23 protein-coding genes and 1 tRNA gene are annotated in these 26,416 nt (G+C 52.7%); 8 read left to right on the forward strand and 16 right to left on the reverse strand.

The window, feature by feature from the left end; genetic code table 11:
* The 4 genes from B3759_RS01470 to hpf all read left to right on the forward strand — a co-directional run.
* A partial coding sequence (locus B3759_RS01470) for a hypothetical protein (protein WP_291362941.1) occupies nt 1–753 on the forward strand: 753 nt, incomplete at its 5' end.
* A gap of 1 nt (nt 754) precedes the next feature.
* A complete protein-coding gene (lptB, locus tag B3759_RS01475) occupies nt 755–1,558 on the forward strand; it encodes an LPS export ABC transporter ATP-binding protein (protein ID WP_291362943.1) in 804 nt (267 codons plus the stop codon).
* A gap of 9 nt (nt 1,559–1,567) precedes the next feature.
* Nucleotides 1,568–3,013 carry an RNA polymerase factor sigma-54 gene (rpoN, locus tag B3759_RS01480; RefSeq protein WP_291362945.1) on the forward strand — a complete coding sequence of 482 codons (1,446 nt, stop codon included), beginning with the start codon at nt 1,568–1,570 and terminating at the stop codon, nt 3,011–3,013.
* Nucleotides 3,014–3,078: 65 nt separating this feature from the next.
* Entirely contained in the window at nt 3,079–3,675 is a 597-nt protein-coding gene (gene hpf / locus B3759_RS01485; protein ID WP_291363243.1) for a ribosome hibernation-promoting factor, HPF/YfiA family, read from the forward strand.
* Nucleotides 3,676–3,757: 82 nt separating this feature from the next.
* Here the strand turns inward: hpf and B3759_RS01490 are convergent, their stop codons facing one another.
* From B3759_RS01490 to fliF, 7 genes are read right to left on the reverse strand one after another with little or no spacing between them, the layout of a single operon-like run.
* Nucleotides 3,758–4,717 (reverse strand): hypothetical protein, encoded by a 960-nt coding sequence (locus tag B3759_RS01490; RefSeq protein WP_291362947.1) that lies wholly within the window; start codon nt 4,715–4,717, stop codon nt 3,758–3,760.
* A 17-nt stretch (nt 4,718–4,734) separates the two neighbouring features.
* Nucleotides 4,735–6,885, reverse strand: a complete 2,151-nt coding sequence (gene flhA / locus B3759_RS01495; protein WP_291362949.1) for a flagellar biosynthesis protein FlhA — start codon at nt 6,883–6,885, stop codon at nt 4,735–4,737.
* Nucleotides 6,885–8,216 carry a sigma-54 interaction domain-containing protein gene (locus B3759_RS01500; RefSeq protein ID WP_291362951.1) on the reverse strand — a complete coding sequence of 444 codons (1,332 nt, stop codon included), beginning with the start codon at nt 8,214–8,216 and terminating at the stop codon, nt 6,885–6,887. The genes flhA and B3759_RS01500 overlap by 1 nt, the downstream gene beginning before the upstream one ends.
* An 11-nt stretch (nt 8,217–8,227) precedes the next feature.
* Nucleotides 8,228–8,521: a flagellar motor switch protein FliN gene (gene fliN, locus B3759_RS01505; RefSeq protein WP_291363245.1), complete on the reverse strand. Its 294-nt coding sequence runs from the start codon at nt 8,519–8,521 to the stop codon at nt 8,228–8,230.
* 22 nt (nt 8,522–8,543) lie between these two features.
* A complete protein-coding gene (locus B3759_RS01510; protein ID WP_291362953.1) occupies nt 8,544–9,254 on the reverse strand; it encodes a hypothetical protein in 711 nt (236 codons plus the stop codon).
* The gene (gene fliG, locus B3759_RS01515) at nt 9,251–10,258 is read right to left on the reverse strand and encodes a flagellar motor switch protein FliG (protein ID WP_291362955.1); all 1,008 of its coding nucleotides are present in this window, start codon (nt 10,256–10,258) and stop codon (nt 9,251–9,253) included. Before fliG ends, B3759_RS01510 begins: the two co-directional genes overlap by 4 nt.
* A gap of 3 nt (nt 10,259–10,261) precedes the next feature.
* The gene (gene fliF / locus B3759_RS01520; RefSeq protein WP_291362957.1) at nt 10,262–11,929 is read right to left on the reverse strand and encodes a flagellar basal-body MS-ring/collar protein FliF; all 1,668 of its coding nucleotides are present in this window, start codon (nt 11,927–11,929) and stop codon (nt 10,262–10,264) included.
* 348 nt (nt 11,930–12,277) lie between these two features.
* On the opposite strand from fliF, the gene B3759_RS01525 reads away from it, so the two are divergent.
* Both B3759_RS01525 and B3759_RS01530 read left to right on the forward strand, forming a co-directional pair.
* Nucleotides 12,278–13,084 (forward strand): NAD kinase, encoded by an 807-nt coding sequence (locus B3759_RS01525; RefSeq protein ID WP_291362959.1) that lies wholly within the window; start codon nt 12,278–12,280, stop codon nt 13,082–13,084.
* Nucleotides 13,085–13,095: 11 nt separating this feature from the next.
* Nucleotides 13,096–14,256 (forward strand): serine hydrolase domain-containing protein, encoded by a 1,161-nt coding sequence (locus B3759_RS01530; RefSeq protein ID WP_291362961.1) that lies wholly within the window; start codon nt 13,096–13,098, stop codon nt 14,254–14,256.
* Nucleotides 14,257–14,363: 107 nt separating this feature from the next.
* Here the strand turns inward: B3759_RS01530 and B3759_RS01535 are convergent, their stop codons facing one another.
* Together B3759_RS01535 and B3759_RS01540 are read right to left on the reverse strand one after the other, a co-directional pair.
* Nucleotides 14,364–15,377, reverse strand: coding sequence for a ferritin-like domain-containing protein (locus tag B3759_RS01535; RefSeq protein ID WP_010665776.1), 1,014 nt, complete (start codon nt 15,375–15,377; stop codon nt 14,364–14,366).
* 102 nt (nt 15,378–15,479) lie between these two features.
* Nucleotides 15,480–16,169, reverse strand: coding sequence for an ATP-dependent Clp protease proteolytic subunit (locus tag B3759_RS01540; RefSeq protein WP_291362965.1), 690 nt, complete (start codon nt 16,167–16,169; stop codon nt 15,480–15,482).
* A gap of 145 nt (nt 16,170–16,314) precedes the next feature.
* Between B3759_RS01540 and B3759_RS01545 the strand changes: the two genes are divergently transcribed.
* Nucleotides 16,315–17,346, forward strand: coding sequence for a hypothetical protein (locus B3759_RS01545; protein ID WP_291362967.1), 1,032 nt, complete (start codon nt 16,315–16,317; stop codon nt 17,344–17,346).
* A gap of 84 nt (nt 17,347–17,430) precedes the next feature.
* Nucleotides 17,431–17,506 (forward strand) — tRNA-Glu (locus B3759_RS01550).
* Between the two features lie 180 nt (nt 17,507–17,686).
* Here B3759_RS01550 and B3759_RS01555 read toward each other — a convergent pair.
* The 7 genes from B3759_RS01555 to B3759_RS01585 form a co-directional block, all read right to left on the reverse strand.
* A complete protein-coding gene (locus tag B3759_RS01555; protein WP_291362969.1) occupies nt 17,687–18,949 on the reverse strand; it encodes a glycerate kinase type-2 family protein in 1,263 nt (420 codons plus the stop codon).
* Nucleotides 18,950–19,097: 148 nt separating this feature from the next.
* Nucleotides 19,098–20,687: an acyl CoA:acetate/3-ketoacid CoA transferase gene (locus B3759_RS01560; protein WP_291362971.1), complete on the reverse strand. Its 1,590-nt coding sequence runs from the start codon at nt 20,685–20,687 to the stop codon at nt 19,098–19,100.
* A 289-nt stretch (nt 20,688–20,976) separates the two neighbouring features.
* Entirely contained in the window at nt 20,977–21,672 is a 696-nt protein-coding gene (locus B3759_RS01565) for a TetR/AcrR family transcriptional regulator (protein ID WP_291362973.1), read from the reverse strand.
* A gap of 182 nt (nt 21,673–21,854) precedes the next feature.
* Nucleotides 21,855–22,889: a zinc-dependent alcohol dehydrogenase gene (locus B3759_RS01570; RefSeq protein ID WP_349679282.1), complete on the reverse strand. Its 1,035-nt coding sequence runs from the start codon at nt 22,887–22,889 to the stop codon at nt 21,855–21,857.
* Nucleotides 22,890–22,908: 19 nt separating this feature from the next.
* A complete protein-coding gene (locus B3759_RS01575; protein ID WP_291362975.1) occupies nt 22,909–23,925 on the reverse strand; it encodes an ABC transporter permease in 1,017 nt (338 codons plus the stop codon).
* Complete coding sequence (locus tag B3759_RS01580; protein ID WP_291362977.1) at nt 23,862–25,367, reverse strand: sugar ABC transporter ATP-binding protein; 1,506 nt, start codon at nt 25,365–25,367, stop codon at nt 23,862–23,864. Before B3759_RS01580 ends, B3759_RS01575 begins: the two co-directional genes overlap by 64 nt.
* 6 nt (nt 25,368–25,373) lie before the next feature.
* A complete protein-coding gene (locus B3759_RS01585; RefSeq protein ID WP_291362979.1) occupies nt 25,374–26,339 on the reverse strand; it encodes an ABC transporter permease in 966 nt (321 codons plus the stop codon).
* Between the last annotated feature and the right edge of the window lie 77 nt (nt 26,340–26,416).

Consider the following 26,416-nt stretch of genomic DNA (forward strand, 5'->3'; position numbering starts at 1 on the left):
ACGCCTGCAACGCCTGCAACGCCACCCGAAGCCGACCACCCGACAGCGGTCAATCCCGGCGGAGCCGAAGAAAATCCTGCACCTGCCAAACAGGCAGACGCACCTTCCGGTGGACCAGACTCTTCAGGATCGAACGAGATCTATCGTCTGGAAGCGATCGGCAACGTGCATATCTTCACCCAGACAGATCAGGCGTGGGGTGACAAGGCGATCTACGACATCGATCAGGCCACACTGGTCATGACCGGCCATGCGCTGAAGCTGACGACGCCGCAGGATCTCCTGACAGCCCGCGACACGATGGAATATTACTCGCAGACCCGCATCTCCATCGGGCGTGGGAATGCGACGGTCACCACCAATGAAGGCAAGCAGATCAAGGCTGACGTGCTGGTTGGCTACAGCGCGCCGCCTTCAGACGCGCCGGCCCAACCGGCTGATTCGAAGAAGGCAAGCGGTGATCCACTCGCCAACGGCTCCGGCAAGCTGGAGAAGGTCAATGCCTTCGGCCATGTGTGGGTCCGCACGCAGACCGAAACCATCACAGGTGACCGCGGTGTTTATGTGCCGGATACTGGAATCGCCCGGATCGTTGGCAACGTCCATATTACCCGTGGCCAGAACCAGCTTCAGGGCTCTGCCGCCGTCATCAACATGCACACTGGTGTCGCAACCATGACTGAACAGCCGGGAGCCCGTGTCAGTGGGCTCGTCGTTCCAAACAGTGACGGCAACAGCAAGGGTGGACACTGAGATGAACTCTGAAGATTTCATGCAGGATTTCGTGCCAGCTTCTGTTGACGCAAGTCCAGGCGGACCGATTCTGCGTGACCGCAAGCATGGCCTGTTTGCCGACGGAATCGGCAAGTCCTATAAAAAACGCGAAGTGGTGCGCAACGTCTCGATCGAGGTTCATCGCGGCGAGGCTGTTGGTCTCCTCGGTCCCAACGGCGCGGGCAAGACGACCAGCTTCTACATGATCGTTGGGCTGGTCCAGCCTGACACGGGCAACATCACGCTCGACGGCGCGGATATTACGCGCCTGCCCATGTATCGGCGCGCCCGTTTGGGAATCGGCTACCTACCGCAGGAAGCCAGCATTTTCCGTGGTCTGAACGTCGAGCAGAACATCATGGCGGCGCTTGAAGTGGTCGAACCCGATCCCGACAAACGTGACGCGATGCTGGACGGTCTTCTCGGCGAGTTCGGCATTTCCCATCTGCGCCGCTCTCCTTCTCTGGCTCTGTCTGGTGGTGAGCGTCGTCGTCTTGAGATTGCCCGCGCGCTAGCCAGCCAACCGCACTATATCCTTCTGGATGAGCCGCTGGCCGGTATTGATCCGATCGCTGTCGGGGAAATCCGTGATTTGGTGTCGCATCTGAAGGATCGTGGCATCGGCGTGTTGATTACAGACCATAACGTGCGCGAGACGCTGGAAGTCATCGACCGCGCCTACATCATGCATGGCGGTCAGGTGCTGATGCAGGGCGTTCCGGAAGAGATCGTGGCGCACGAAGACGTCCGCCGCGTGTACCTTGGAGAAAGTTTTTCCCTCTAGTCTCACCGTATGGTGACACTACCCGGGCTTCATCTCCGACAGACACACAATCTTGCCATGACGCCGCAGTTGCGTCTGGCGATCCGGCTTCTTCAAATGACCAGCGCAGAGATAGAAACGCTTGTCGAAGAAGAGCTCGAACGCAATCCTTTCCTCGTTCGGGAAGAAACAGAAACGCCTGCTGCAGGGGCAGATCAGGCACCGCTACTTGCCAATGAAGCAGCATCGGCTCAGGAAGAAGCGTCTCTTGATATCAGTTTCGCGCAGGAAGCTGCCGCTGGCGGATTTGATGACACCTACGCGGAAGATGGAGCGCCTCAGGACTGGCGCCAGAGATATAACGGTGAGGATCATGATGTTGCCGCACAAGTCCCTTCCCTTGCAGGAAGGCTTGATGAGCAGCTGCGTCTCACATCGCATTTCACTCCGGAGCAGCGCCTTATCGGCCGAAGTCTCATTGAACATCTTGACCCGGCCGGACGACTGGATTGCTCGCCTGATATAATCGCTAACGAGACCGGATCATCAGTTACCGACGTTGAAAACGTGCGGCAAAGCATGATGCTGTTTGAGCCAGCAGGTCTCTTTGCATGTTCGTTGAAAGAATGTCTCTCGGCACAACTGAGAGCGAGAAACCGCCTCGATCCCGTCATGGTCGTTCTACTCGATAATCTCGATCTGCTCGCACGCAAAGAGTATCTGGCTCTTCGGCGGTTATGTTGTGTCGATGAAGCTGATTTCGCCGAGATGATTTCGGAACTGCATCATCTGGACCCCAAACCCGGTTTTGAGGCGCTTGAAGCCGACACCAGCAGCCGGATTGCGGATGTCTTCGTGCAACAAGCCCCGGACGGACAATGGTCTGTGCGGATCAACGAAAACATGCTTCCACGTCTGTATCTCGATAAAGCACTCCTTGAGAAAACAAGGAGGCCCAGTCATTCCTCAGACAGACAGTTCATTCAAAATCAGGCTCATCACGCGTCATGGTTACTGCGATCTATTGAACAGAGAACAAAAACTCTTCTTCGTGTTTCATCAGAAATAATTAAACATCAGACCAATTTTCTCGCTTCCGGTCCATCTTTTATTCTGCCTCTCACGATGAAAACAATCGCAGCAGAGACCGGATTACATGAAAGCACAATCAGCCGCATCACAACGGGAAAATACATTGCGACTCCCCAAGGTCTCTTCGAACTCAAATATTTTTTCACACGGAAGATAAGTAGCCTTCATATTTCAAAAGAACACAGCTCTGAGGCTGTAAGATACAAAATTCAAAAAATGGTTTCACAGGAAACGAGCCGGAACATCCTGTCAGATGAGGAGATTGTGCAAAATCTTCGCAAGGAAGGCATAGACATTGCCCGCCGAACCGTGGCCAAATACCGGGACGCGTTGCATATCGGAAATTCAGTGCAGCGCAAACGGGAGAAAGCCGCCTCCGCCTGATGGCGCAGTACGGCACCATTAACGCTGGGGCGACCGGTTTCCTCAATAAAAAGGAGCCTGGCAGAATGCATATCCACGTTTCAGGTAAACAGATTGACCTTTCTGACGCACTAAAACATCGGGTTACCATGCACCTCGGCAATATCGCCGATCGATATTTTGAGCAGGCACTCGAAGCCAACGTCACCTTCAGTAAAGCACGCTCATTTTTTACATGTGACATCAATGTCCATGCAGGTCGTGGACTAACATTAAGAGGCGAAGGCGAAGCTTCTGATGCACATGGAGCATTCGATGACGCTGCAGAACATATTGCGCGCCGCCTGAGACGTTACCGAAGAAGAGTCCAGACGCACTCCCGAGCATCCGCCCGCATTCAACGACCAGAAATCGGTCGAAGCTACATTCTTCAACAAACTGATGTGCAAGAGCCTCCCAAGAACACTCTGGAGAGCGCTTCAGAAGGGCCCTACGCGACAATTATTGCCGAACAACCGACAGAGATCGCTTTTTTGAGCGTCAGTGAAGCAGTCATGCGACTGGATCTGGCTGACCGTAACCTTCTGGTTTTCCGTAACAGCGTCAGTCGACAAATCAACATCATTTATCGACGTGACGATGGAAATATCGGCTGGATCGAACCTAACGGACCGATAAATTAAATTGGCTAAACCAGTGGGCACCTCACAGACAGATCTGTCTGTGAGGTTTTTTTATATCAAAAAAACAGAAACTAACTTGGATTTATCTGTTTTTCTCGTAATCTTCTGCTTTCTCGACCAGCAATGCAGCAAGCTTTCTTGCTGTCATTTTCTCAAGACCGGCATGGCAATTATCGGAAACACCATATTCGGTCATTACCAGACCACAGACTGCGGCTGTAATGATGTTGCCCAGTCGGCGCACCTGATCCAGCCTTGACGCAATCATCATCCGGGCACCCGCATTCCAGAACAGCTCAGCCACATCTGCCGTTTCCTCGGAATCATACCCGGCGGGGACAACCACACACAACTCCGATCGCGTGACCAGTTCAAGTTCCATCAATATAGCCAGAGCGTTTCCGTCATAAGGGTCGACAGGAGGAGTATCAATCAACACAGGCTGATTGTTTCTTCTCTGGGCCATAGCCTGCTGAAGCGTCTTTTTGTCATTGGCAACGATAAGAGGGAGCCCCAATCGACGTGTATGAGTAGCCAACTGATCAATCCCGCCAGCTCTTTCTCTGTCCGTCGTGATAACGAGTGGAGGATTTCCAGCCAGAACAAGGCGCGAAGACAGTTTAGCGACTGAAAGACTTTTGCCCGCCCCAGCCGTTCCAACCAGCGCCAAGGGTCTCTTGGCCTGAGAAAACGAAAAAGAACCAAACTGGATATTTCTGGCAATCATTGCCTCGAAGTTGGCTGACGAAAAAACATCAATCAGAGCATCGGGCACTCTATGCCATCTTAAAATATCTGAAATTCTGGATATTTTTTGAATATCTTGCGAATAAATGGATGTTTCAGAATCGTTTGAAACCTCAGAAACTTTCTGGACACTATCCTCTATGGAACCATTTTCCATAGAATCCTTCCTTGCAACGACCTCCACTCCATTATCCACAATACGCTCGGAAACAATCAAAGCTGTTTCACCCAAGTTCGCCCGTGCTTTACGGACAGCATCTTTCATATTTATCCCGACAAAAGTCTCATTTTCCATAAAGCACCAAATAAAAATTATTGTATTGTTGAAACAGTTCTGATTCTTGCCCGTGGTGCGATTTCAGCCTGCGCCATAACAGGAACCGATGGTTTTAGGCGCTCCATTATAGCATGCACAGCATCACGGATCCCGCCATTCACGACGACAACCGGAGTTTCATTTACACTAGCAAGGTGGTCGAATACAGCGCGTAATTTTCCAATGAATTCGTTCAGTTTGCTGGGAGCCATCGCCAACTGACGATCGTCAGGCGGTCCCACCATGCTATCCAGAAATACCCCTTCCCATACCGGGCTCAAGGTTACGATAGGAATATAGCCATTGGGCCCCATTACAGATGCACTAATCTGACGAGCCAGCCTGATACGCACGTGAGCAACGATCTGCGGCACAGCACGAAGCCCCTGCCCGCACGCTTCCTGAATCCCTTCCAGAATTGTTGGCAAATCTCTGATCGAAACACGCTCAGATAAAAGTGCCTGCAAAACACGCTGAACTGCTCCCAGAGAAATCTGGGATGGGATCATATCCGAAACAAGCTTTTGCTGATCGCGTGGTAACTCATCAAGAAGTTTCTGTGTTTCTGCATAGGTCAGAAGATCTGAAAGATTTTCCCTCACCAGTTCGCTCAGATGCGTCACGATCACACTGGCTGGATCGACAACAGTATAATTTGCAAATGTGGCCTCTTCTCTGAGGCCAATATCAACCCACATTGCCTGCAGACCGAAAGCGGGCTCTTTGGTCACTTCGCCCTGAAGTGCGGGCAAGCCACCCGCAGGATTCATCACCAGAAGTCTATTGGGACGAACCTCCCCCGAACCTACTTCTATTTCCTTGATCTTAATGACATACTGATCACCGGGAAGCTGTAAATTATCCTGAATACGGACAGGTGGAAGAATAAATCCCATCTCACTGGCTATAGTACGCCGCAATATTTTTATCTGTTCTGTCAGTTGTGGATTTTCACCACTAGCAAGACTGAGAAGACTGAAACCAAGTTCAAGTCTGATCATATCAATGCGAAGGGAATCTGTAATAGGCGGCTCTGCATTATGAGGCACAACATGTGTTGCAGCCTCTTCTTCATCTGCTTCTTCTATCGGATGAGTGTGGCGAGACCAGGCAACGCCACCACAAATCGCAGCAATTCCCAAAAACGGAAGAGCCGGCAAACCAGGCATAATAGCCATGATTCCAGAAATACCAGCAGCAAGCGCCAAAGGTTTGGAACCACCAGCCAACTGCTTCAGCAACGTTGCGTCAGCCGCTCCTTCGGTTCCTCCTTTTGTTACGACAATACCAGCGGCAGTCGAAACCAGCAAAGCGGGAATCTGAGCAACAAGACCATCACCAATCGTCAATGTTGTGAATGATCCAGCCGCTTCACTCAGTGGCATTCCATGCCGAACAACACCTATAGTAAGGCCGCCAATAATATTAATCGCTGTGATGATAAGGCTCGCAATCGCGTCACCTCTTACAAATTTGGCAGCACCATCCATTGATCCATAGAAACCACTTTCTTCTTCAAGCTCCTTTCTTCTTTTTCTCGCAACCTTGTCGGAAATGGCGCCAGACGCAAGCTCGGCATCAATCGCCATCTGTTTTCCCGGCATTGCATCAAGAGAAAATCGGGCTGCCACTTCAGCGATACGGCCTGAACCTTTTGTAATAACCATGAAGTTTACAACAAGAAGGATCGAGAACAGAATACCGCCAATGACAACATCTCCTCCCATAAGAAAGCCGCCAAACGCAGCTACAACATGACCAGCAGCATATACGCCTTCATTACCATGCCCCAGGATGAGACGAGTGGTGGCCACTTCCAGAGCAAGACGCAGAAGCGTTGTCAGAAGCAGGAGAGTTGGAAAGGAAGTAAAATCAAGTGGCCTTTGTAAAAACAGCGCTACCATCAAAATAAGAACTGAAACCGTAATAGAAATTGCCAATCCCACATCCAGGAACATGGTGGGCAATGGAATAATTAACACAGAAAGAAGAGCCGCAACGCCTAGCGCCAACCCCACATCACTACCTGGAACAAAATGACGCCAGCCACCGTTCTTCAAGTCTTGAACATTAAAAGACTTTATATTTCTTAGGATAATCTGATAATCAAACAGATTTTTTAAAGAGGTTTTTGTCGACTCTGACATTATATCTCTGTCAAGCTTTGATATGGAGGAGGAACTGCAACACCCTGACCAGCATACTCACGCAATTTATTTCTCAGAGCCCTAATGGAAATCCCCAATATAGAAGCCGCTTGAGTTCGGTTTCCATCTGTGTGCGAAAGAGTTTCTATAATAAGAGCCTGCTCAACTTCATCCATCCGATATCCGACCCAAGAGGATAGCGAATGTTCCTGAGAATGTTTCTCTGACTGTGCATCAGGAAGATCGAAACAATCGACATCTATAATGTCACCGGAAGAGACAACAACAGCACGATGAACTGTATTCTCAAGCTCCCTGACATTTCCAGGCCATTTATATTGCTTTAATTTCTCCAGTGCACTTTCAGAGATAGTCTTTGGTGGAAGGGCATTTATCTTACTGTAATAAAGACAAAAATGATTTGCCAGATAAGGAATATCCATTACACGATCACGTAATGGGGGAATCTTGACTGAGACCACATTCAATCTGAAATAGAGGTCTTCTCTAAATTTTTGTGCTTTAATTTCTGCCGGAAGATCTCTGTTGGATGTTGCAATAATACGAACATCAACCGAGACAGGAGTATTTCCTCCCAATCGGTCTATTTCTCGTTCCTGAATTGCTCTCAACAATTTTGCCTGAAGACGGACATCCATTTCACTGATTTCATCAAGCAATAACGTTCCGTGATTAGCAGCCTCAAACCGACCAACTCTTCTGGCCGTTGCACCGCTAAATGCTCCTCGCTCATGGCCAAAAAGCTCTGATTCAACCAATGTTTCAGGTAGAGCAGCGCAATTCAGTGCAATAAATGGGCCAGTTGCCCGCTTTGACTTGTGATGAATATAACGAGCAATAATTTCTTTTCCTGTTCCAGACTCTCCTGTCACAAGAACAGACGCTCCTGATGCAGCTATCTTATCGACCTGCTTCAACAGTTTTTTCATAACAGGATCGGCAGTATGAAAAATTGTTTTTTCGTTACTCGCATCCTGCAGGAATGCTGCGATGATATCGGGATCTGGAGGAAGAGGAAGAGGAATATAATCCTCAGCACCATTGGCAATTGCATCTGCTGCGATGACAGGATCTTCTGGACCGCAGGCAATGACAGGAATAGCTATTCTTTCCTGCTTTAATGCCTTAATCAATTCTGTAATATTTTCTCTTACAGAACATATAATAAATTTATAGTCTCCATTTGAGCATATTTTCTTTATAGCATAGGCATTGGTCTCAGCATGATCCACACAGGCTCCCCGTGCCAATACAATCTTTGTGGCCTTTCCTAATTCATCTGAGAGAGAACCAATAATCAGTATACGCACGGAGAATAGCCTTAATTATTTTTTTCTGATTTGATAATTTCTGTCATGGTTATACCGAGGCGGCTTTCATCAACCATGACAATCTCTCCTCGAGCAATCAGTCTATTATTAACGTAAATATCAATCGCCTCACCGACTTTTCTATCCAATTCGACAACAGCTCCCCTTCCCAGTTTCAACAACTGACTTACCTGCATTGTCGCTCGGCCCAAAACAGCACTTACAGTAACAGGGATATCATAAACCGCTTCTATGGAATGCTCATGTTCGCCTTCTGCTGGCGCAACCATTCCATCTTGCTGCATTAAGTCCTCTTGCAATGGTGCATTAACCATTGGGAACGTCTCCTTTGACATTTAAGTTTATAGAATTAGATAAATCAGTTAAGATATTTGAAACGATTAACTCTATATGCCGAGATATTTTTCCATCAGAGTATTCTATTTCAAAATCAGTTTTATGAAGTTTTGTATCTTCTAAAAATTTTATCCGATCATCTTTTACATTCCTGCTTTCAAATAATGTTTTTTTTACTTCTTCACAACAATCTGGATGAGTTTTTACACAAACAGTAAAATCATCTGAAAAATATGATAATATTTTGTCTAACATTCCTGATGCCCATAACTTTTCTTGAGAATCGCTCCACACAGGGAATGAAGACACAACTGCCGTTAATATCGATCTTGATAAATTTTCAGAATAATTACGCAGAGATGAATCTATATTTTTATTTATAGAATCAAATATATTTTGACATTTATTTTTGTTTTCTTCTTTTATTTTTTCAATTTCTTCGAGATGGGATTTTTCCATCTCATCTCTGACCTTTTCAGTGGCCTTTAAGGCAGAGGCGGCAATAGCAGAATCCATTTCTTCTTGTGAATAAGTCGGCGCTGGTGGAGCCTCAGGTTCTTCTGGAACAGTATCTTCATTATGGTCTGACGATTCCTGAATTCCGTCAGAAATATCATCAAAATCCTCGGCAAACAGGATGCCGGATTTATTCTCTCCAGAAAGAACAATACACGTATTCATGCCAACATCTCATTGTTGTCACTTCCAGGATTCAGATCTATCTCACCTTGATTCGCAAGATTCTTGGCAAGATTAACGATTTCCGATTGGGCCGCATCAACATCCTTTATACGCACAGGACCCATTGCAGAAATTTCGTCTTCCAGTATTTTCCCAGCGCGTGAGGTCATTGATGACAGGAACAGTTTTCTTATATCTTCTGATGCTCCCTTGAGCGCTAAAGGCAACTTCTCCCGGTCAATATCTCTCATGATTCTCATGATTGCATCGCGAGGCAGACGCTTGAGATCTTCAAATGTAAACATGAGCGCCTTGACCTGCTCAGCATCTTCAATATTTCTTTTCTCAAGAGCATTCATCAACTGCCCTTCAACGCGTCTGTCGAAGTTATTGAAGACTTCAGCAAGAAGTTCATGACTATCCTGCTTGGACGAACGTGCAAGACTTGCCATGAATTCTGATCGCAAGGTTGTCTCAAGACTGTCGATAACATCCCTCTGGACGTTTTCCATGTGCAGCATGCGCATCATGATATCGACAGCAAAATCTTCGGGAAAAAGCGCCAACACACGCGCTGTCTGTGACGCCTGAAGACGGCTTAGAATAACAGCCACAGTCTGGGGATATTCATTGCGAAGGTAGTTAGCCAGAATATTTTCCGGGACATTCCCCAGTTTGTCCCACATGGTCCTACCAGCAGGATCACGAATTTCTTCCATAATGGCGCTGACCCGATCTCCCGGAAGCGCCTTTCGTAAAATTTTTTCTGTCGTATCGTATGTACCTACCAACGTATCAACAGAAGAGAACGCTCCAGAGAATTCAGCGCAAACAGCCTCAACCTTTTCTGCAGAAACAGCTCCCATAGTGGCCATAGCAGCAGAAATCTCACGAATTTCATGCTCCTGCATGGATGAAACAAGCTGTGTGCCGCCTTCTTCTCCTAGCGCCAGCAAAAGTATCGCGGCCTTCTGAACTCCGGTTAAGGCTGTTTTCACCAACATATTTCAGCCCTCATGCTGTGGCGTGAGCCAGCTTCGGATGACATTAAGGCTTTCCTCAGGATTTTCGGTTGCCATTTCACGCACATGACGAATAGCCGAAGCCTTGAGACGCCCTTCGATTCCAGAAAGACTCATGAAATCAGACGTTTTTTCGCGAGGTCCTTCCAGCGCGAGCTGTGTGGGAGAACCCTGCATCAATTCATCTCCCTCCGCTTCTGTCAGCGGTGTCACAGGACGCTCTCCACCATCATTTAACGTCGCCGGCAAAGCGGACGACTCTCCACCGTTTTCACCTGCATCATCTTTTTTCAGGAGAGGTTTGACGAAGAAGATAAGAGCCAGAAAAATAAGAAGACCTGGAGCCAGACTGCGCAACATCTGAATGGCGTCGGCTTTTTCGATTGGCAGCCCCATCCATGAAGCATGGGCACTGGCCATGTCAGTGGGTTCCGAAGCGAAACGCATTGAGACAACATTAACTGTATCCCCTCGCTTTTCATCAAAACCAATGGCTGTCTTTGCAAGTGTCGTGATTCTATACAGCTCGGCCTGGTCCAGAGGAACCCATTCGGCCTTACCATCCGCTCCTTTATTGGTCTTGCCGTCAACCATGACCGCCAGACTGATACGAGACACGCGGGGCTGGTCCTGAACAACAGTACGAACACGTTTGCCAATTTCGTAATTGTTCGTTTCTTCTCGCCTGTCATCCTGGCTTCCGGCGCGAGGTTGTCCAGCATTTGCATTCGGCAGGTTATTCGCGACAGAAGTATTCTGCTGCCCTTCTGTATTTACAGACTTGTCTGTTGTGCTCTGCTGAGAGCGCAAAACCTGCTGATCAGGATCATAACTCTCCTGCGTCTCATGCACCCGATCGAGATTCATCAGAACGGAAGCTTCCGCACGCACATGGCCAGCACCCAGCGTCGGCACAAGCATGGCTTCCACTGTCTGGGAAAGCCGCGCCTCCATGGCCTGCCGCTGCTCATCAATATTCTGGGCAAGACCCGCCGGGCCATTGCGGTCTCCCGGTCGCGCCAGAACATTACCGTGGTTATCAATGATCGAGATGTTCTGGGGTAAAAGCCCCGGGGTGGCAGCGGCGACAAGATTGAGCACAGCCTGCACACTTTCAGCATCCGGGCGGCTTCCACTCATCGTCAGCAGCACGCTGGCCTGTGCCGCCTGCTGATCAGCAGAGAACATTTCACGATGCGGAAGCACCAGATGAACACGCGCGTTCCTTACGCCATGAATCAGGCGAATTGACCGCTCCAGTTCACCTTCAAGAGCACGGGTTTCGTCAATATGCTGTTCAAATTCCGTAGTGGTCAGCGTGTTGGAATGATCGAAGATCTCATACCCAACAGACCCTCCGGACGGCAGGGAATCACGGGCCAGAAGCAGGCGCGCCGCAGCCACCTGAGCAGGGGCCACATAAATCGCATCACCAGACGGTGAAACGGTGTGGGCAATATGGGCTTTCTCAAGATCCTCGGCCATCTGCGAGGCTTCATGCAGATCAAGATCCCTGTACAGCAGCGCTGTGGCCTGCCCGCCACCATGAAATGCAAAGACCGTCAGCATGCCCAGAATACCCAGACCGACAGCTCCCAAAGCAATCAGACGAGGCAGTCCGAGCGACTTCAGGCCGGAAAGTGTCGCTTTCAAAATTTAGCTTCCGAACAATGAGTTGAACTGCATGAGACTCCGGATGAACGTCTTATTGGACCTTGCACGTGAATCACTTGGTTCCTGATGTGTGTCTGAACTGATCGTGCATAAGTGCCATTACTCTGGAGTTAATATCGGCAAAATTTGCCGGGTTGCTGACAAACAAAAAACTCCCTTCACGGAGACCGGAGATCGAAACGCCAGAAATCTGCGACCTGTCCCATAAAGTCTGTTTCGCCCAACCCGAGCACTCAGTCCGCCGTTGCCCGTGGCGTTCCATGCACGGCACGTATAAGTTTGCGGCAGTAACCACGCCTGCAGCCAGAAAGACGCGGACCGGAATATATGGAAAAAGACTCTCCAGAGACCTTCTGGCCGCCTGCCACGCGCCCTGAACGCCTTGCTTTTGTCGCAGCAGAAACGGCGACGGCTCAGGAAGAACTGCTTCGACTCTCCCGTCGTTACGGCAACTGCTCTCAGGAAGAAGCAGAGGTCATCATCTGTCTGGGCGGCGATGGCTTCATGCTGGAAACACTCAGACAGGTCATGGACGGAATCGTGCCTGTCTATGGAATGAATTGTGGTTCCGTAGGATTTCTGATGAATCCGCTGGATGAAGATGATTTGCTGGATCGGCTTGCCGTGACCCAGAGCGCCCAACTTCATCCCCTGCACATGAAAGCTGTCTGCACCGACGGGTCCGTGCATGAGGCTGAAGCCTTGAATGACGTCTTTCTGTTCAGGGAAACCCGTCAGGCGGCCAAGATCAGAATCGATGTAGATGGACGCGAACGTCTCCCCGAACTGATCTGTGATGGTGTGCTGGTTGCCACACCGGCTGGCTCCACCGCCTATAATCTGTCAGCACACGGTCCGATTGTGCCGCTCTCCGGCAACCTGCTCCCACTTACTCCCATCAGCGCCTTCCGCCCACGGCGCTGGCGGGGCGCTCTGCTTCCCTCAACCGCTGTCGTGACATTTTCGATTCTTGAGCAGGAAAAGCGCCCTGTTGCCGCGGTCGCCGACTTTACGGAGATAAGGGACGTCAAAACCGTGTCCGTACAGGAAAATCGTAACCGCTCGGTTACCGTCCTGTTTGACCCCGGGCAGTCCCTATCAGAGCGCATTATTGCTGAACAGTTTTCGGCCTGAGATATCCAGCTATGAGCAGACGCCTGTTTCTCAAATGTTTGTCGGGAGCACTTCTCCCCGGAGCCACAAGTCTAGCGGGCTGCGCTGCCAGCCGCCCCTCTTACGATTTTTCGGAAGTCGATAGTCTTCTGTCAGGTGCCGTTCAACGCGGCGAGATTCCTGGCGTAGTCGCTGTTATCGGTCAGAGTGACCTTATCCTTCACCGCGCCGTCATGGGGCACAGAGCGCTAGTTCCTGCTCCCGAGCCCATGTCATGGGACACACGGTTTGATATGGCCTCGCTTACAAAAGCGACCATCACGGCACCGTCGATCATGCAGTTCTGGGAACAGGGCGTGTTCCAACTTGATGATCCGGTTTCACGCTATCTGCCGGATTTCGCACAGAACGGAAAAGCGGCGATCACCATTCGACATCTGCTGACCCACTATTCCGGTCTGGCCCCGGATCTGGATCTGTCCACGCCGTGGACCGGCAAGGACGAAGCCGTCCGAAGAGCCATGACCGCAGCACCGCAGGCTCCGGCTGGGCAGCATTTTGTCTATAGCGACATCAATTTTATCGTTCTCGGATTGCTGGTGGAGCAGTTCAGTCAGTTGCCGCTGAATGTCTATGCGACACGCCACGTCCTACAGCCGATCGGCATGGAGGAATCAGGCTTTCTACCGCCAGAAACATTGCGGCCACTCATCGCGCCGACACAATATGACGAGAACCATATTCCGCTTCGTGCTGTCGTGCATGACCCCACAGCGCGACGCATGGGTGGTGTCGCCGGACATGCGGGTCTATTCTCAGACGCCCACGACATGGCGCTCTACGCTTCCAGTCTTCTTGACCGGCTTGCGGGGCGTCCCAGCAATTACCCACTCCGCACCGCGACGCTACGGCTCATGACATCGCCCCAGTCACCCGGCGCCACGGATTTGCGCGGGCTCGGCTGGGACATTGCGACACATTACTCCACCCCTCGGGGCGATATTTTCCCTGTCGGTTCCTTTGGGCACACCGGATATACCGGCACATCTCTCTGGATGGATGCTGGCAGCTCTGCGTTTGTCCTGATTCTGACCAACCGGGTGCATCCGCTGGACGCCAACGGCAAGGCCATTGTCAAGCTCCGTCATGATGTCGCGACGGTGGCAGCGCGTGCGTTAAGGGGCAGAGCGTAAAGCAAGGGTCATAAACGAATGGGGACCACAGTTTATGAACTGTGATCCCCATTCAAAACACATGATGCGGGGACGAAAAAATCTACGTCCCGCCCTCAAACATCACTTCAGGCGGCGACCGGCGCGCCTGCTTCCAGATCATGCGGCTTGCGTCCAAACAGACGCAACACGAACAGAATCGTCTTGGCGATATTCGGAGCCAGCTTGGGCCGGAGCAGACGCGGGTCATAACCCGAAAAACGTCTGGCGTTCTCGGTGAGACAAAGCTGCATGAAGTCCGCCAGCGTAATATCCTGACTGGTCATGTCCTTGGTGCCGGTCACCGTGAAGTTGTTGTCCTGCGTATGCTCTTCACCATTGGCGTCGACAGAATGAACAAGACCCAGACGCTCGTAAATCAGGAAGCCCCACACGGCGAGAACCTTTAGTTCAAACCAGGGACGCTTCCACGCCGGCATGACTGCACGATACCAGGCCAGCCAGTTGGCGAAGAGCAGGATGTGACGGCACTCTTCCTGCATCACAGGCTCGAACGTCTCGATCAGTTCCGCAGGAAAGAACCCTGACGTCTGGGCGACGCGGAACATGCCGAACGCAAAGAAGCTGTCCACACATTCAGAGAAACCCGTGACGAGATAGGCCCACTCGACGTCCTTCGGCTCGACGTATGGCGGCTCGGGAGCCATCTCGATTCCGTAAGCCTCGACCAGCTTGCTCAGAACTTCCTTGTGCCGGTTTTCTTCCCATGCATTCCGGGAAATCGCGTCCTTGATGTCCGGATCGTCGATCATCCGCGCATAGGCTGCCATACGCAGACGCGCCTTGCCTTCCGTCTGCACGGCGATGTCCCAGATCGGCAGGGACGTCACACGCCTCAGGGCATCCGGCTCCAGCTTGGGCCAGTTGATGACAGAAGGACGATAGGGATTGAACGTCTCCCGAAACATGTCCGCCATGGCCCGCTTGTGCTCCGGCGAACCGGGTTTGAGCGGACCGGGAATGGAAGAACTCCAGTGACGGGCGCGGTAATCGGCCTGCTCTACGGCCTCTGCGTTCGGCGGAGGAGGCAGGTCATCAATGCTGTCCGGGAGTCTGGTGTAGATATCGGCAAGTGCAGTCATTTCCACGTACCCATGTTGGAAAATGGCGCATCCCCATCACGGAGACGCGCCATATCTGATGATGGATCTCTTTCCACGCACACAGCGCGGGACAGAGCGCGGTTAGTGGATATCGGACGGCTTGGAAATGATCCGTGTCACGAGACCGTAAGAAATCGCCTCTTCAGCCGACATCCAGTAATTACGATCCGTGTCCTTGCAGACTTTCTCGTAAGGCTGGCCTGTCTCACGGGCGAACAGGTGATTCAGACGCTCACGCATCTTGATGATCTCGCGGGCCTCAATGTCGATATCGGTTGCCGGCCCACGCACGCCGCCCATCGGCTGATGCAGCAGGAAGCGCGTGTTGGGGAGACAGAATCGACGATCCTTGTGACCAGCTGCGAAAATCAGCGCACCAGCCGATGCGACCCAGCCGGTGCCGATCATGTTGACCGGGGCCACGGAATCGACAAAGCGGATCATGTCGTGAATCGTGTCGCCACTTTCCACATGACCGCCCGGGGAGTTGACATAAACGTCGATCGGCTTGTCGGACGCACCGGCAAGAGCCAGCAGACGACCGGTCACATCGCGGGCGATCTTGTCGTTGATACCGCCAAAAATCAGAACCTTGCGCTGATCGAACAGCTTGGTTTCCAGCTCATTGATCGGCGAGGACAACGTCTTGTTGTCATCCGGCTCAGACGGCTCCGGGCCTTCGGGAGCAGGAATGTCAGGGCCGCTCGGATCCTCGTCATCGAGTCTGATCCGCCCTTTGGTGACATCGTCCAGCATGCGATTGGCGCCCATCAGGTCGGCCTCCTTGGTTGAGTAATGTGATCTCATTCTTCTTATTCTGCGCCGCCCTGCCGGCAATGCCAAGAGGTACAGCACAACATCGCTTTCACGACAGTGGCTCTCGCCAGAGAAACCCGAAGCGATTAAGATGAGCCCAATGACAATTTTTCCGTTCCAGTCGGCTGTGAGCCGAAGCTTCTTCAGGATCGTCCTGCCGTTTTCCTGTGCGCTTCTGGCTGGCTGCCAGCATCGCGATCTGGTCGACACCACGGTTGACTGGTACCACCAGCATGAGGGTGGAATCATTGCCCAGCAGCGCCCTCCTGCGCCGGGACAATTCGATCCATATCCCCGTGTCGGCCTGACGCCCACCACACCACCGGAGCTTCCGTCCCCGGAACTACGTCAGTCCATCACCAATAATCTGATCGCTTCCCGCAATCTCACCATGCGGACTGAGGCGCAGAACGGGACTCTGACGCCCGTCATTCCTCCGCCACCCAATGCAGCCGCCGCGAACAAACCTGCGGCTCAGGATGCGTCCAAAGCAGGAGCGACACAGGCGGCTCCGGCAAGCGCATCCACTCCCGTTCCTTCCGGCGGGATGGGCGCCATCCTTGACGCGGCAGATTCTTCGCCCACTCCAACTGCGGCGGCCCCACCCACAGCGCCCTCTCCTGCCCCCAAGGCAAAACCTGACGCTACACCGGCAGCATCTGAAGCAGAACTCGCCATGCCCGACTTCCGGGGGGATGCTGCGGTTGTACAGACTTCCGTGACCCAGCCTCTGCCGGAAATTCCTGCCGGACCGCCTGCTATCCCTTCCATCCCGGGCTTTGCGCCTCCTCGCGACGCACTCGCCTTGGAACCGATTCAGCCGGATTATGATGTCTCACCCAAGGACGGTACGCTGATCGGTTTCCTTCCGGGATCGGATCAGATGAAACCCGGACAGGATGGCACTCTGACCAAGCTGATCAATAACCGTCGCGGCGCTCCGCTATTCCTGCATTGCAGCGGCGAGACGGTTTCCATGTCACCGGACGATCAGACGCAGGCTGTTGAACTTGGTCTGCTGCGCGGCAGAACGCTGGCAGACGCGCTGATCAAGAAGGGCGTTCCCGCCTCTGCCCTGCATATCACCAGCTCCGCATTTGGCCCCGCAGCACGCGTCAGTACGCAGGGTTAACCCCTGAAAGACAATAATTTTGTTTTTTCTTTCATATGCCGCTTGACGCCCATCGCTCCCTCGCCTAATTACGCCCTCGCCTCTGTCCCGTTCGTCTAGAGGCCTAGGACACCGCCCTTTCACGGCGGCAACACGGGTTCGAATCCCGTACGGGACGCCAATTTATTTGGCAATTTTATGAGGGGTTTACGGGCAAACCGCTTTATTCCATCCAAAAATCAAGTAGCGATTTTGGACCAATGATGATTCCGTTTCATTTCGGAGTTCGTCTGATGACCCGTACAAAATCCGCCGAGATTGCTAGGCTCAGGACTCATTGTCCGATAAAATCCGGTCGTAATCATTCCGAAATCAAAATTGCACGGAAATCATTGACGTTTGTTCCGGTGGGACCGGTTACGAACAGATCATTCAGCTTGGAAAAAGCAGTCCACGCATCATTGCGTCTCAGGAAAATCTCCGGATCCAGACCGTACTGATACAGCCTCGCCGCAGTAAAGGAGTCCGCAAAAGCTCCTGCATTGTCCTCGCTACCGTCTATGCCGTCCGTGTCGGCGGCCAAGGCATGGATGCCTTCGATGCCGCTGATTCCGATAGCCAGACCCAGAGCAAATTCGCTGTTGCGCCCCCCTTTTCCTTTACCACGGAGCGTGACGGTTGTTTCCCCACCGGACAGGAGAACGACCGGTTTTGGAAAAGGCCGATTGCGCATAACGATTTCGCGAGCGATCGCCGCGTGCATCTGCGCGATATCCCTTGCTTCACCTTCGATGGAATCCGAGAGAATGACAGCGCGGATACCTTCCATCTCAGAAACAGCTGCTGCTGCCTCCAGAGATATGGAAGCAGAAGCGATGATCTGCACTGTGTTTTTCTGAAAAACAGGGTCATCGGGACAGGGAGATTCGACTGTCAGGGCTTCAAGATGCCGCCTGACGACTGCAGGCAACGGGATATTGTAGCGCTCCGCTGCGTTCAGAGCATCCTGACAGGTCGTCGGATCAGGAACTGTGGGACCAGAGCCGACCAGCGCGGGATTGTCCCCGGGAATATCAGACACAATGAGGGACGCAACACGGGCTGGCCACGCGGCGGCGGCCAGCCTGCCACCTTTGATGCGCGAAACCTGCTTGCGTATCATGTTCATGACGGAGATGGGCGCACCTGATGCAAGTAGGACTTCATTGAGCGACATTTCGTCCTGAAGCGTCAGTCCTTCGGGCGGCGCGGGCAGGAGTGCCGAACTGCCGCCACAGATCAGGGCGATGACCAGATCGTCCGGTTCTAGTCCGCGCACCTGTTCAAACAAGAGTGTCGTCGCTTCCAGTCCCGCCTGATCCGGAACCGGATGACTGGCTTCGACCACGCGTATCCGTTCGCAGGGCGCGCCATAGCCGTAGCGCGTCACTACGATGCCGGATAACGGCCCGTCCCACGCATTTTCCAGAGCACGGGCAAGCTGGGCGACTCCCTTCCCTGCCCCGACCACGACTGTTCTGCCGGCGGGACGTGGCGGAAGAAATGGACGCAGCACGACTTCAGGGTCCGCCGCTGCAACGGCTGCTTTGAAAAGCCGCGTGAGAAACGCGCGTTCACCCGACATGGATCTGTTCTCCTCACCCGCTTTTCCGGCTTATTCGGACAGGCCATCATGACGAACGGTCGGCAGGATCAGGGAAAGATCATCTTCCAGTTCCTGCCGCGCTGTTATGCCATGTCCGTTTCTGATTTATGGCCGAAACGGGCTATTTTCAGGCTGCGACGCGGGCGTTTTCGGACGGGGCTTTTCCATCGGGACGGAAAAGAGCAGCATCCATGACGCGGAGTGAGGGAGAAACGAGCAGCGCTGTATGGGCCTGATCGAGAACCTGAGTTTGCAGATCAATACCGGGTGCAATTTCGGTGACCATCAGGCCATCCGGAGTGAGGCGCATGACACAGCGCTCAGTGACGTACAGCACTTCCTGCCCCTGTTCGACCGCGCGTGGCCCCGAGAAGGAGACCTGTTCGAGCTGATCGACAATTTTCGCAACTTTTCCCTCTTTTTCAACGACCAGTCTGCCGTCAACAATGTTCAGCTTCGCGCCAGCATTGAAGTAGCCGGAGAAAATGATCCGGCGGGCGCGTGAAGTGATATCGACAAAACCGCCAGCGCCAGCCGTGACATGAGGTCTGGCGGACAGTCTGGAGACGTTGACCGAGCCGTTTCTGTCGATCTGGAGGAAAGACAGTAGTGAAATATCGAAGCCACCAGCCTGAAAATAGGTGAACTGATGCGGAGACGCGACAAAGGCTTCGGCATTAGCCGAACAACCGAACTTGAAGTCCAGAAGCGGGATGCCTCCGACGGCTCCCTGTTCGATAACCCATGTGACGTCACCGTGACGACCTTCCTCAAGAAGTATCCGAGGCACATTGGCGGAGATTCCGAACCCGATGTTGACGGCCCAGCCGGGTTTCAGTTCCTGCGCGACACGGCGCGCCATGACTTTTGCCGCATCGAAAGGCGGCATAGTGAAACTGTCGAGCGGCCGGAAAACCTCGCCGGAGATGGCTGGATCGTAGGGAGTAGCAGTTGTCTGCAACTGGTTGGGCGCTTCGACGATGTAATCCACCAGAATGCCGGGAACCCTTACATCGTGAGGGCGCAGCGTGCCAGCCTGCGCGATGCTTTTCACTTGAGCTATGACGATGCCACCACTGTTATGCGCGGCAAGCGCCAGTTCCATAGCACCAAGATAGGCGCCCTCGTTTTCGAACGTCAGATTACCGCGTTCGTCAGCGGTGCTGGCGCGGATGATGGCGACATCCGGTCGGATGGAGGGGAAATACAGCCATTCCTCGCCCTGAAACTCTACTTTGCTGACCAGCGGTTTTTCGCGGGCCGCCTCATTCATCGCGCAACCTTCCTGCGCAGGGTCAACGAAGGTATCCAGTCCAACCTTTGTAAGCACGCCGGGACGCATGGCGGCCCCTTCACGCAGGATGTCAAATATGATGCCGCTGGGCACGTTATAGGCAGCAATCTCGTTGCGGCCCAGCATCTGGCGGATGAGAGGCGGTTCGGCTGAAGACGGACCGGAAGGATAGGAACCGCCGATAATACGGGAAATGAGACCAGGTTGCGCAAGGTGATCCACACCTCGGGTTCCGAACATGTCACCTGCGGCAATAGGATGGATTGTGGTGATGTTGCGTGGCGCACCTTCATTGCCAAATCGTTCGCCAATGGCTGCCAGAACGGCATCGGGGCAACACAGGCCACTGGAAGAATTTACCGCGACGATAGCGCCATCTTTGATCATCGCTGCAACGTCCGCGGCGCTTTTTGTTTTTGTCATACCGGAACCTCTTAACCACATATAACTATCTGGTTATTTATATGCACAAGACCATCTGACCTCAAGCATAATCCCATGATTCATCGATTTACCCACGCGTATGTGAAGTTATCTGAAACCGGAAAAAACCTTTTGTGCAGAAGAACTCTTCTATCTGGCAGGATTATCTGTGCAGAACCGATTCAGAGCGGCTTAAGTAATATCGTCGATCCGCGAACCCTCTTACGATTTTGCGCGGAGTTTCATGTTCTGGGCAGATGTACAGAATAGGTATTTCCGTTCAGTGCGTTTATTTGCAGACCAGTCTCGTAATGGTTTGCAGATTGAACTTTATCCGTTTTTTCAGCTTGTCCGGCGCCATGAAATCACAGTCGAAGATAATGGAGCCTGTGAACCGGTTTGTAATATAATAATAGCCAATAGCAGCGATAGTGATGTTGAGCTGCATCGCGTCAACACCCGAACGGAACACACCTGCTTTTTCTCCGCGCGCCAGAAGAGATTCTACCATATTTAGACGGTTGCGACTGATGACTGGTAGCACTTCAGAATTCTGCAAATGCACGCCGCGTTGCAGGTTTTCATTGTTGACCAGCGTCAGAAAATCCGGGTTATCCAGATAATATTGCCACGTGAACCGGACGAGAGTTTCAAGTGCAGTTTTCGGATCCAGATGATCCAGTTTCAGAGATTGTTCCGCCATGCAGATATCGGCATAGGCATCTTCCAGTACGCGCTCGAACAGTGCTTCCTTATTGCCAAAATAATGATAAATCATGCGCTTGTTGGCTTCAGCCCTGGCCGCGATGATATCGACACGCGCACCGGCAAGGCCGTTCATTGCAAATTCTTTTTTAGCTGCGTCGAGAATACGTTTCTGAGTCGCCTCCGCGTCTCTAGCATGCGGCATTGGCGTTACTCTGGTGGACGCGGTCTTTTCCCCCCGCACTCCGGCCTGACTGGCGACATTCGACACTTTTGTCATGGTATCTCCTTAAACTGGCAGAGCGTGCGGCAGATCATGTCCCTAGTACCCTTTCCCAGCTTAAGTAACAAGACATTTACCGGATGTAAAAATACTCGCAGATCAGTGTTTTTCCGTTATCCCCAGTCATGAAATAATCCTTTTATACACGGTAATTTTCGCGTCTGATCGGCTCCATTCTGTTACGCTGACGGGGTGATCTGAACTTTCAGAATATCTGGTCTGTCTTTCAACGTATCGAACGCCTCCTGTATCTGATCAAGCGGAACGACGCTCTGCGTAAAAGGTTCAGTCCTGAAGCGGTTATGCGTCAGAAGCGTAAGCGCATCGTGCATATCTTCGCCCATACCGGCGACTGAACCTTTTATGGAATTTTCCTTCAGGATCACGTCCAGAATCCGGAGCGGGACGGTATCATCCGGCCCTGTAATACCGAAGGCCGCAATGTGACCGCCAGGACGAATAAGATCGAAAGCACGGGCATAAAGCGCAGGCGAACCGATACTCTCGATGACGATGTCAGCACCCCTATCGCCTGTATGAGCCTTGACGATCCGCACTACGTCCTCCGGATCGGTGATTACGACATCCGCTCCAGCTTCCGTCGCGAGTTTCGCACGTTCCGGGGACAACTCCACGGCAATAATCGGAGCCGCTCCGACAAGGCGCATCATCTGGATATGAAGATTTCCGATCGGACCTGCACCAAGCACGACAACGGACTGACCGAAGCCCACCTGAGCCTTGCGAGCAGCACGCACAACGCAAGCAACAGGTTCGGTCAGAGCTAGTATTTCTGGAGCGGTTGTCTCAGGCGCAGGAATAATCTGGCGGGCGGGCACGGAAACATACTGCGCAAAACCACCATCACAATGGATGCCTATCTGGCGCATGTCTTTACAGTTCAGAATTTCGTTTCGACGGCAGAAATAGCAGTGGCCACAGCCGATATTGATGTCGGCGACAACGCGCTGTCCGGTTTGCAGACCGCTAACGTGCTCACCGGTACGGGCGATGGTTCCGGTAAATTCATGACCCGGAATAAAAGGCAGTCTGTCCGCAACATAATGTCCATGGAATATATGGACATCGGTGCCGCAGATACCGCAGCGGTCAACCCTGACGAGCACATCGTCCGGACCTATGACGGGGATGGGAACTTCCCTGACCTCGAACCGGCCAGGGGCAACGAGAACGGCTGCCTGCATGGTTTCCATGGCTCTATCTCCACGTTATTTATTTGACGACCTTCATTTTTGAACGATCTATTGTTGTCGCGATGGCGACGATCAGGACTAGACCGAAGAAAATCTGCTGTCCTGTCGCAGGAATATTAAAATAAAGCATGCTCGCCCGCACGACAGCGACAATCATGGTGCCAATCAGCGTGTTAAGGACGCCGCCGACACCGCCTGTCAGAGGCGTTCCGCCGACTAGGACGGCAACAATTGCCGGCAACAGAAAGCCTTCCGCCAGAGTTGGTGAACCACCGGAAAGACGAACAGAGAACATGAGACCGGCAATGGCTGCGAACATGCCGGAAAGAGCGAAAGCCAGAATCTTGTAACGGTCCGCACGGATGCCGGAAGCGACAACGACCGGCTCCCCTGCGCCAATGGCTTTCAATGTGCGTCCAGGTAGCATGCGGACCTGCATGAACCAGGCAATGGCAACAATCGCGAGAGCGAGGACAAGAATGTGTGGAACGCCAGCAGTCTGGCCTGTCATCCAACCGAAAGCCTGCCGCCGCTGTTCCGTATCCATATGCAGCGCCTGCTGGCCAGACGCATATTGTCCAACGGAAAGCGCGATGCCGCCGACAGCCAGCGTTGAGATAAAAGATGGAACTTTCAGGCGTGTTGTGACCACGCCTGAAACCATTCCGGAGACCAGACCGGCTGCGATGACCAGCAGCGCGGAACCCACCCCCAGCGCAGGCAGCGAAATGGTCGCCAGTACGGTCGCCATGTTGGCGATGGACTGCGAGGACAGGTCGATGCCGCCAATATAGATAACGAACGTCATACCGGTAGCCATGATCAGCAGCGGCACCACATCAGACGACAGCGTAATCAGATTCTGCGGACTGAGAAAATTGATATCCCGCAGACCGACCAGCAGCAGCACACTGACGAGTGTAATCCACGGAAGGTGACGCCGTAACTTTTCGGTCAGGGTCAGATCGCCACTCACACCATGTGCTGGATGAGGTCGTAGAGTGACGGTTTTGCGCCCGGCTGACAGTTGAACCATTGTTTGATGTCCCCGTCTTTAATGACAGCGATGGTGTGACTGAGGCCGATTGCCTCTTCCAGTGTATCCGCGATGAGAATGATGCCGACACCGTCTGCCGACATGTCCCGGATCATGGCGTAAACATCTTCTTTCGCGCCGATATCGAGACCGCGTGTCGGATGGTCGAGCAGGATGATGTCCGATCCGCCGCTGCGCCATTTTGCCAGAACGACTTTCTGCTGATTTCCGCCAGAAAGATTGCCACAGTCGGCATATTCGGACGGAACCTTGATGGACAGTTTCCCGATCCATTCGCGCGCCAGCTTCCGTTCGGCTGCAATGTTGAGCACACCGCCCTTTGTGTAGTTTTTCATCTGCGAGAGCGTCATGTTCTCGAACACGTTCATGCCGCTGGCGATGCCTTCGATCTTTCGTTCCCGCGGGATGTATCCGATGCCGTGCGCTACACTGTGCGACGGGCTGAAGCGGTTGACCGGCTTGCCACGAATGCGGAGCGTGCCTTTTTCGGGCCTGAGCATACCGAATATGGTGCGAAGAATGGGCTCCCGCCCCGATCCCTCAACGCCGACAAGGGCGAGAACCTCTCCGGCATGGAGTTTCAGAGAAACATCGTTACCACGTCCCACGATTCCGACATGATCCAGTTCGAGAAGAACCTTCTCTTCATCATAAGGAAACTGGCGATCTTCCCGGTAGTATTCAGTGCTGATGTCGCGACCGACCATCTCTTTCTGAATGGTGGCAATGCTGGCATCTTTCGCTATCATGACATCCACGACAGCGCCGTCTTTCAGAACATAAATGCGATCTGAAAGAGCGAGTATTTCATCCAGCCGGTGAGAGACGAAAATGAAAGACGCCCGCCTCCGCAATGCACGAACGACGCTGAACAGAAGTTCTATTTCATCGCGAGAGAGAACCGAGGTCGGTTCATCCAGCAGAATGACAAGTTTGCCCTCTACGCGCTCTTCCAAAGCAAGAACCTTGGCCAGTTCGACAAGCTGACGCTGGGCGAAAGTCAGCCGCGATGTGATGGTGGCCGGGTCGATATCCAGACCGACCTTTGCAAGCTGCACCCGCGCGGCTTTAGCCATTTTCTTCCAGCGGATCGCGCCAAAGCGAACAAAGGGTCTTTCAAAACCGAGGAAGATGTTTTCCATGACCGTCAGGTTCGGGATCAGGGACTGTTCCTGATAAACCATGCCAACGCCCATCTTCATCGCGTCACGCGGTGTCCGGAAGGTGACGGCTTGTCCATCCACCAGAATGGTGCCGCCATCCTGCTGGACCGCACCATATATGATTTTCATCAGTGTCGATTTTCCGGCACCATTTTCACCGACAAGGCCGATAATCTCCCCATCATCGATCCGGAAATCCACGCCTTTGAGCACATGCACGCCGGTATAGCGTTTTTCGATATTCTGTAGCTCGAACATGGCTTCTTACTTTACAAATGAGAGCGAACGCCGGTCGGTGGAGAGCCAGACCGCAGTGATCACCAACAGGCCGAGGACACCGTCCTGGAAGTAATCGGCCAGACCGATGACAACCATTCCGTTGCCGATGACATTCACGATCAGCACACCGATGAGCGTGTTCCATACGCCTCCTTCACCACCACGCAGTGCGGTGCCGCCGACCACGACAGAGGTGATGGACATGAACATGAAGTTGCGGCCGGTTTCAGTTTCAGCGATGCCCAGTCGTGCGACGGCAAAAATGGCGCCCAAGGCATAAAACATGCCGGCAAGCACGAAGCCGATGATACGTAGCCTTCCGACATTCAGACCGGATGCCCGTGCCAGATCCTCTCCGCCGCCTACGGCGTAAAAGTTGCGTCCTGTTGTCGTGTGATCCTGAATGAACCAGGCCACCAGCAGGCAGGCCAGAGCCGCGTACATCATCAAGGGGAAGCCACCAACACGCACGGTCAGCAGGGAACGGAAAAGTGGGTCATCGATCAGGATCCGGTCACCGCCTGTTATGAGCAGGGACAATCCGATACCGACGAAGCCGAGTGACAGGCTGGCCATGAAGGAGGGGATACGCAGTCTGACATGCACCAGACCGTTCACCGCGCCCATCACCGCTCCGACAAACAGTGCCACGGGGATCGCCACCCAGCCCCAACCGGCGATCGAACCGCCGAGAGCGTTGAGAGTGAGTGCAAACAGCACGGCACAGACCGCGACGGTGCCTTCCATAGAGAGATCGATTGATCCCATGAGGATGACGAACGTGACCCCAATTGCGACCATCAGGACGGGTGATGAAGAAATGGCGATACGAGCGAAGTTACGCGGTGTGAGGAAATGGGGATTCATCGCCGTGAAAAACAGACATAAACCTGCGAGCACGAGCAGCGGCACCCATTTCCTTAGAGTTTCCATGGCCAGGAACCTGTTCATTGATCCAGCCTCATTTTTCTGGTCAGAGTTACGACATCGTCACGGACAGGATATTTTTGATTTTACTCTGTCGCGAC

The organism is Acetobacter sp. UBA5411, from assembly GCF_002409645.1.
Classification (GTDB): domain Bacteria; phylum Pseudomonadota; class Alphaproteobacteria; order Acetobacterales; family Acetobacteraceae; genus Acetobacter.

What these genes read in the sequence shown, in the direction of transcription:
- lptB (WP_291362943.1), top strand. Translation starts at nt 755, where the DNA reads ATGAACTCTGAAGATTTCATGCAGGATTTCGTGCCAGCTTCTGTTGAC.
- rpoN (WP_291362945.1), top strand. Translation starts at nt 1,568, where the DNA reads ATGGTGACACTACCCGGGCTTCATCTCCGACAGACACACAATCTTGCC.
- hpf (WP_291363243.1), top strand. Translation starts at nt 3,079, where the DNA reads ATGCATATCCACGTTTCAGGTAAACAGATTGACCTTTCTGACGCACTA.
- B3759_RS01490 (WP_291362947.1), bottom strand. Translation starts at nt 4,717, where the DNA reads ATGGAAAATGAGACTTTTGTCGGGATAAATATGAAAGATGCTGTCCGT.
- flhA (WP_291362949.1), bottom strand. Translation starts at nt 6,885, where the DNA reads ATGTCAGAGTCGACAAAAACCTCTTTAAAAAATCTGTTTGATTATCAG.
- fliN (WP_291363245.1), bottom strand. Translation starts at nt 8,521, where the DNA reads ATGCAGCAAGATGGAATGGTTGCGCCAGCAGAAGGCGAACATGAGCAT.
- B3759_RS01510 (WP_291362953.1), bottom strand. Translation starts at nt 9,254, where the DNA reads ATGAATACGTGTATTGTTCTTTCTGGAGAGAATAAATCCGGCATCCTG.
- fliG (WP_291362955.1), bottom strand. Translation starts at nt 10,258, where the DNA reads ATGTTGGTGAAAACAGCCTTAACCGGAGTTCAGAAGGCCGCGATACTT.
- B3759_RS01525 (WP_291362959.1), top strand. Translation starts at nt 12,278, where the DNA reads ATGGAAAAAGACTCTCCAGAGACCTTCTGGCCGCCTGCCACGCGCCCT.
- B3759_RS01530 (WP_291362961.1), top strand. Translation starts at nt 13,096, where the DNA reads ATGAGCAGACGCCTGTTTCTCAAATGTTTGTCGGGAGCACTTCTCCCC.
- B3759_RS01535 (WP_010665776.1), bottom strand. Translation starts at nt 15,377, where the DNA reads ATGACTGCACTTGCCGATATCTACACCAGACTCCCGGACAGCATTGAT.
- B3759_RS01540 (WP_291362965.1), bottom strand. Translation starts at nt 16,169, where the DNA reads ATGGGCGCCAATCGCATGCTGGACGATGTCACCAAAGGGCGGATCAGA.
- B3759_RS01545 (WP_291362967.1), top strand. Translation starts at nt 16,315, where the DNA reads ATGACAATTTTTCCGTTCCAGTCGGCTGTGAGCCGAAGCTTCTTCAGG.
- B3759_RS01555 (WP_291362969.1), bottom strand. Translation starts at nt 18,949, where the DNA reads ATGTCGGGTGAACGCGCGTTTCTCACGCGGCTTTTCAAAGCAGCCGTT.
- B3759_RS01560 (WP_291362971.1), bottom strand. Translation starts at nt 20,687, where the DNA reads ATGACAAAAACAAAAAGCGCCGCGGACGTTGCAGCGATGATCAAAGAT.
- B3759_RS01565 (WP_291362973.1), bottom strand. Translation starts at nt 21,672, where the DNA reads ATGACAAAAGTGTCGAATGTCGCCAGTCAGGCCGGAGTGCGGGGGGAA.
- B3759_RS01570 (WP_349679282.1), bottom strand. Translation starts at nt 22,889, where the DNA reads ATGGAAACCATGCAGGCAGCCGTTCTCGTTGCCCCTGGCCGGTTCGAG.
- B3759_RS01575 (WP_291362975.1), bottom strand. Translation starts at nt 23,925, where the DNA reads ATGGTTCAACTGTCAGCCGGGCGCAAAACCGTCACTCTACGACCTCAT.
- B3759_RS01580 (WP_291362977.1), bottom strand. Translation starts at nt 25,367, where the DNA reads ATGTTCGAGCTACAGAATATCGAAAAACGCTATACCGGCGTGCATGTG.
- B3759_RS01585 (WP_291362979.1), bottom strand. Translation starts at nt 26,339, where the DNA reads ATGAACAGGTTCCTGGCCATGGAAACTCTAAGGAAATGGGTGCCGCTG.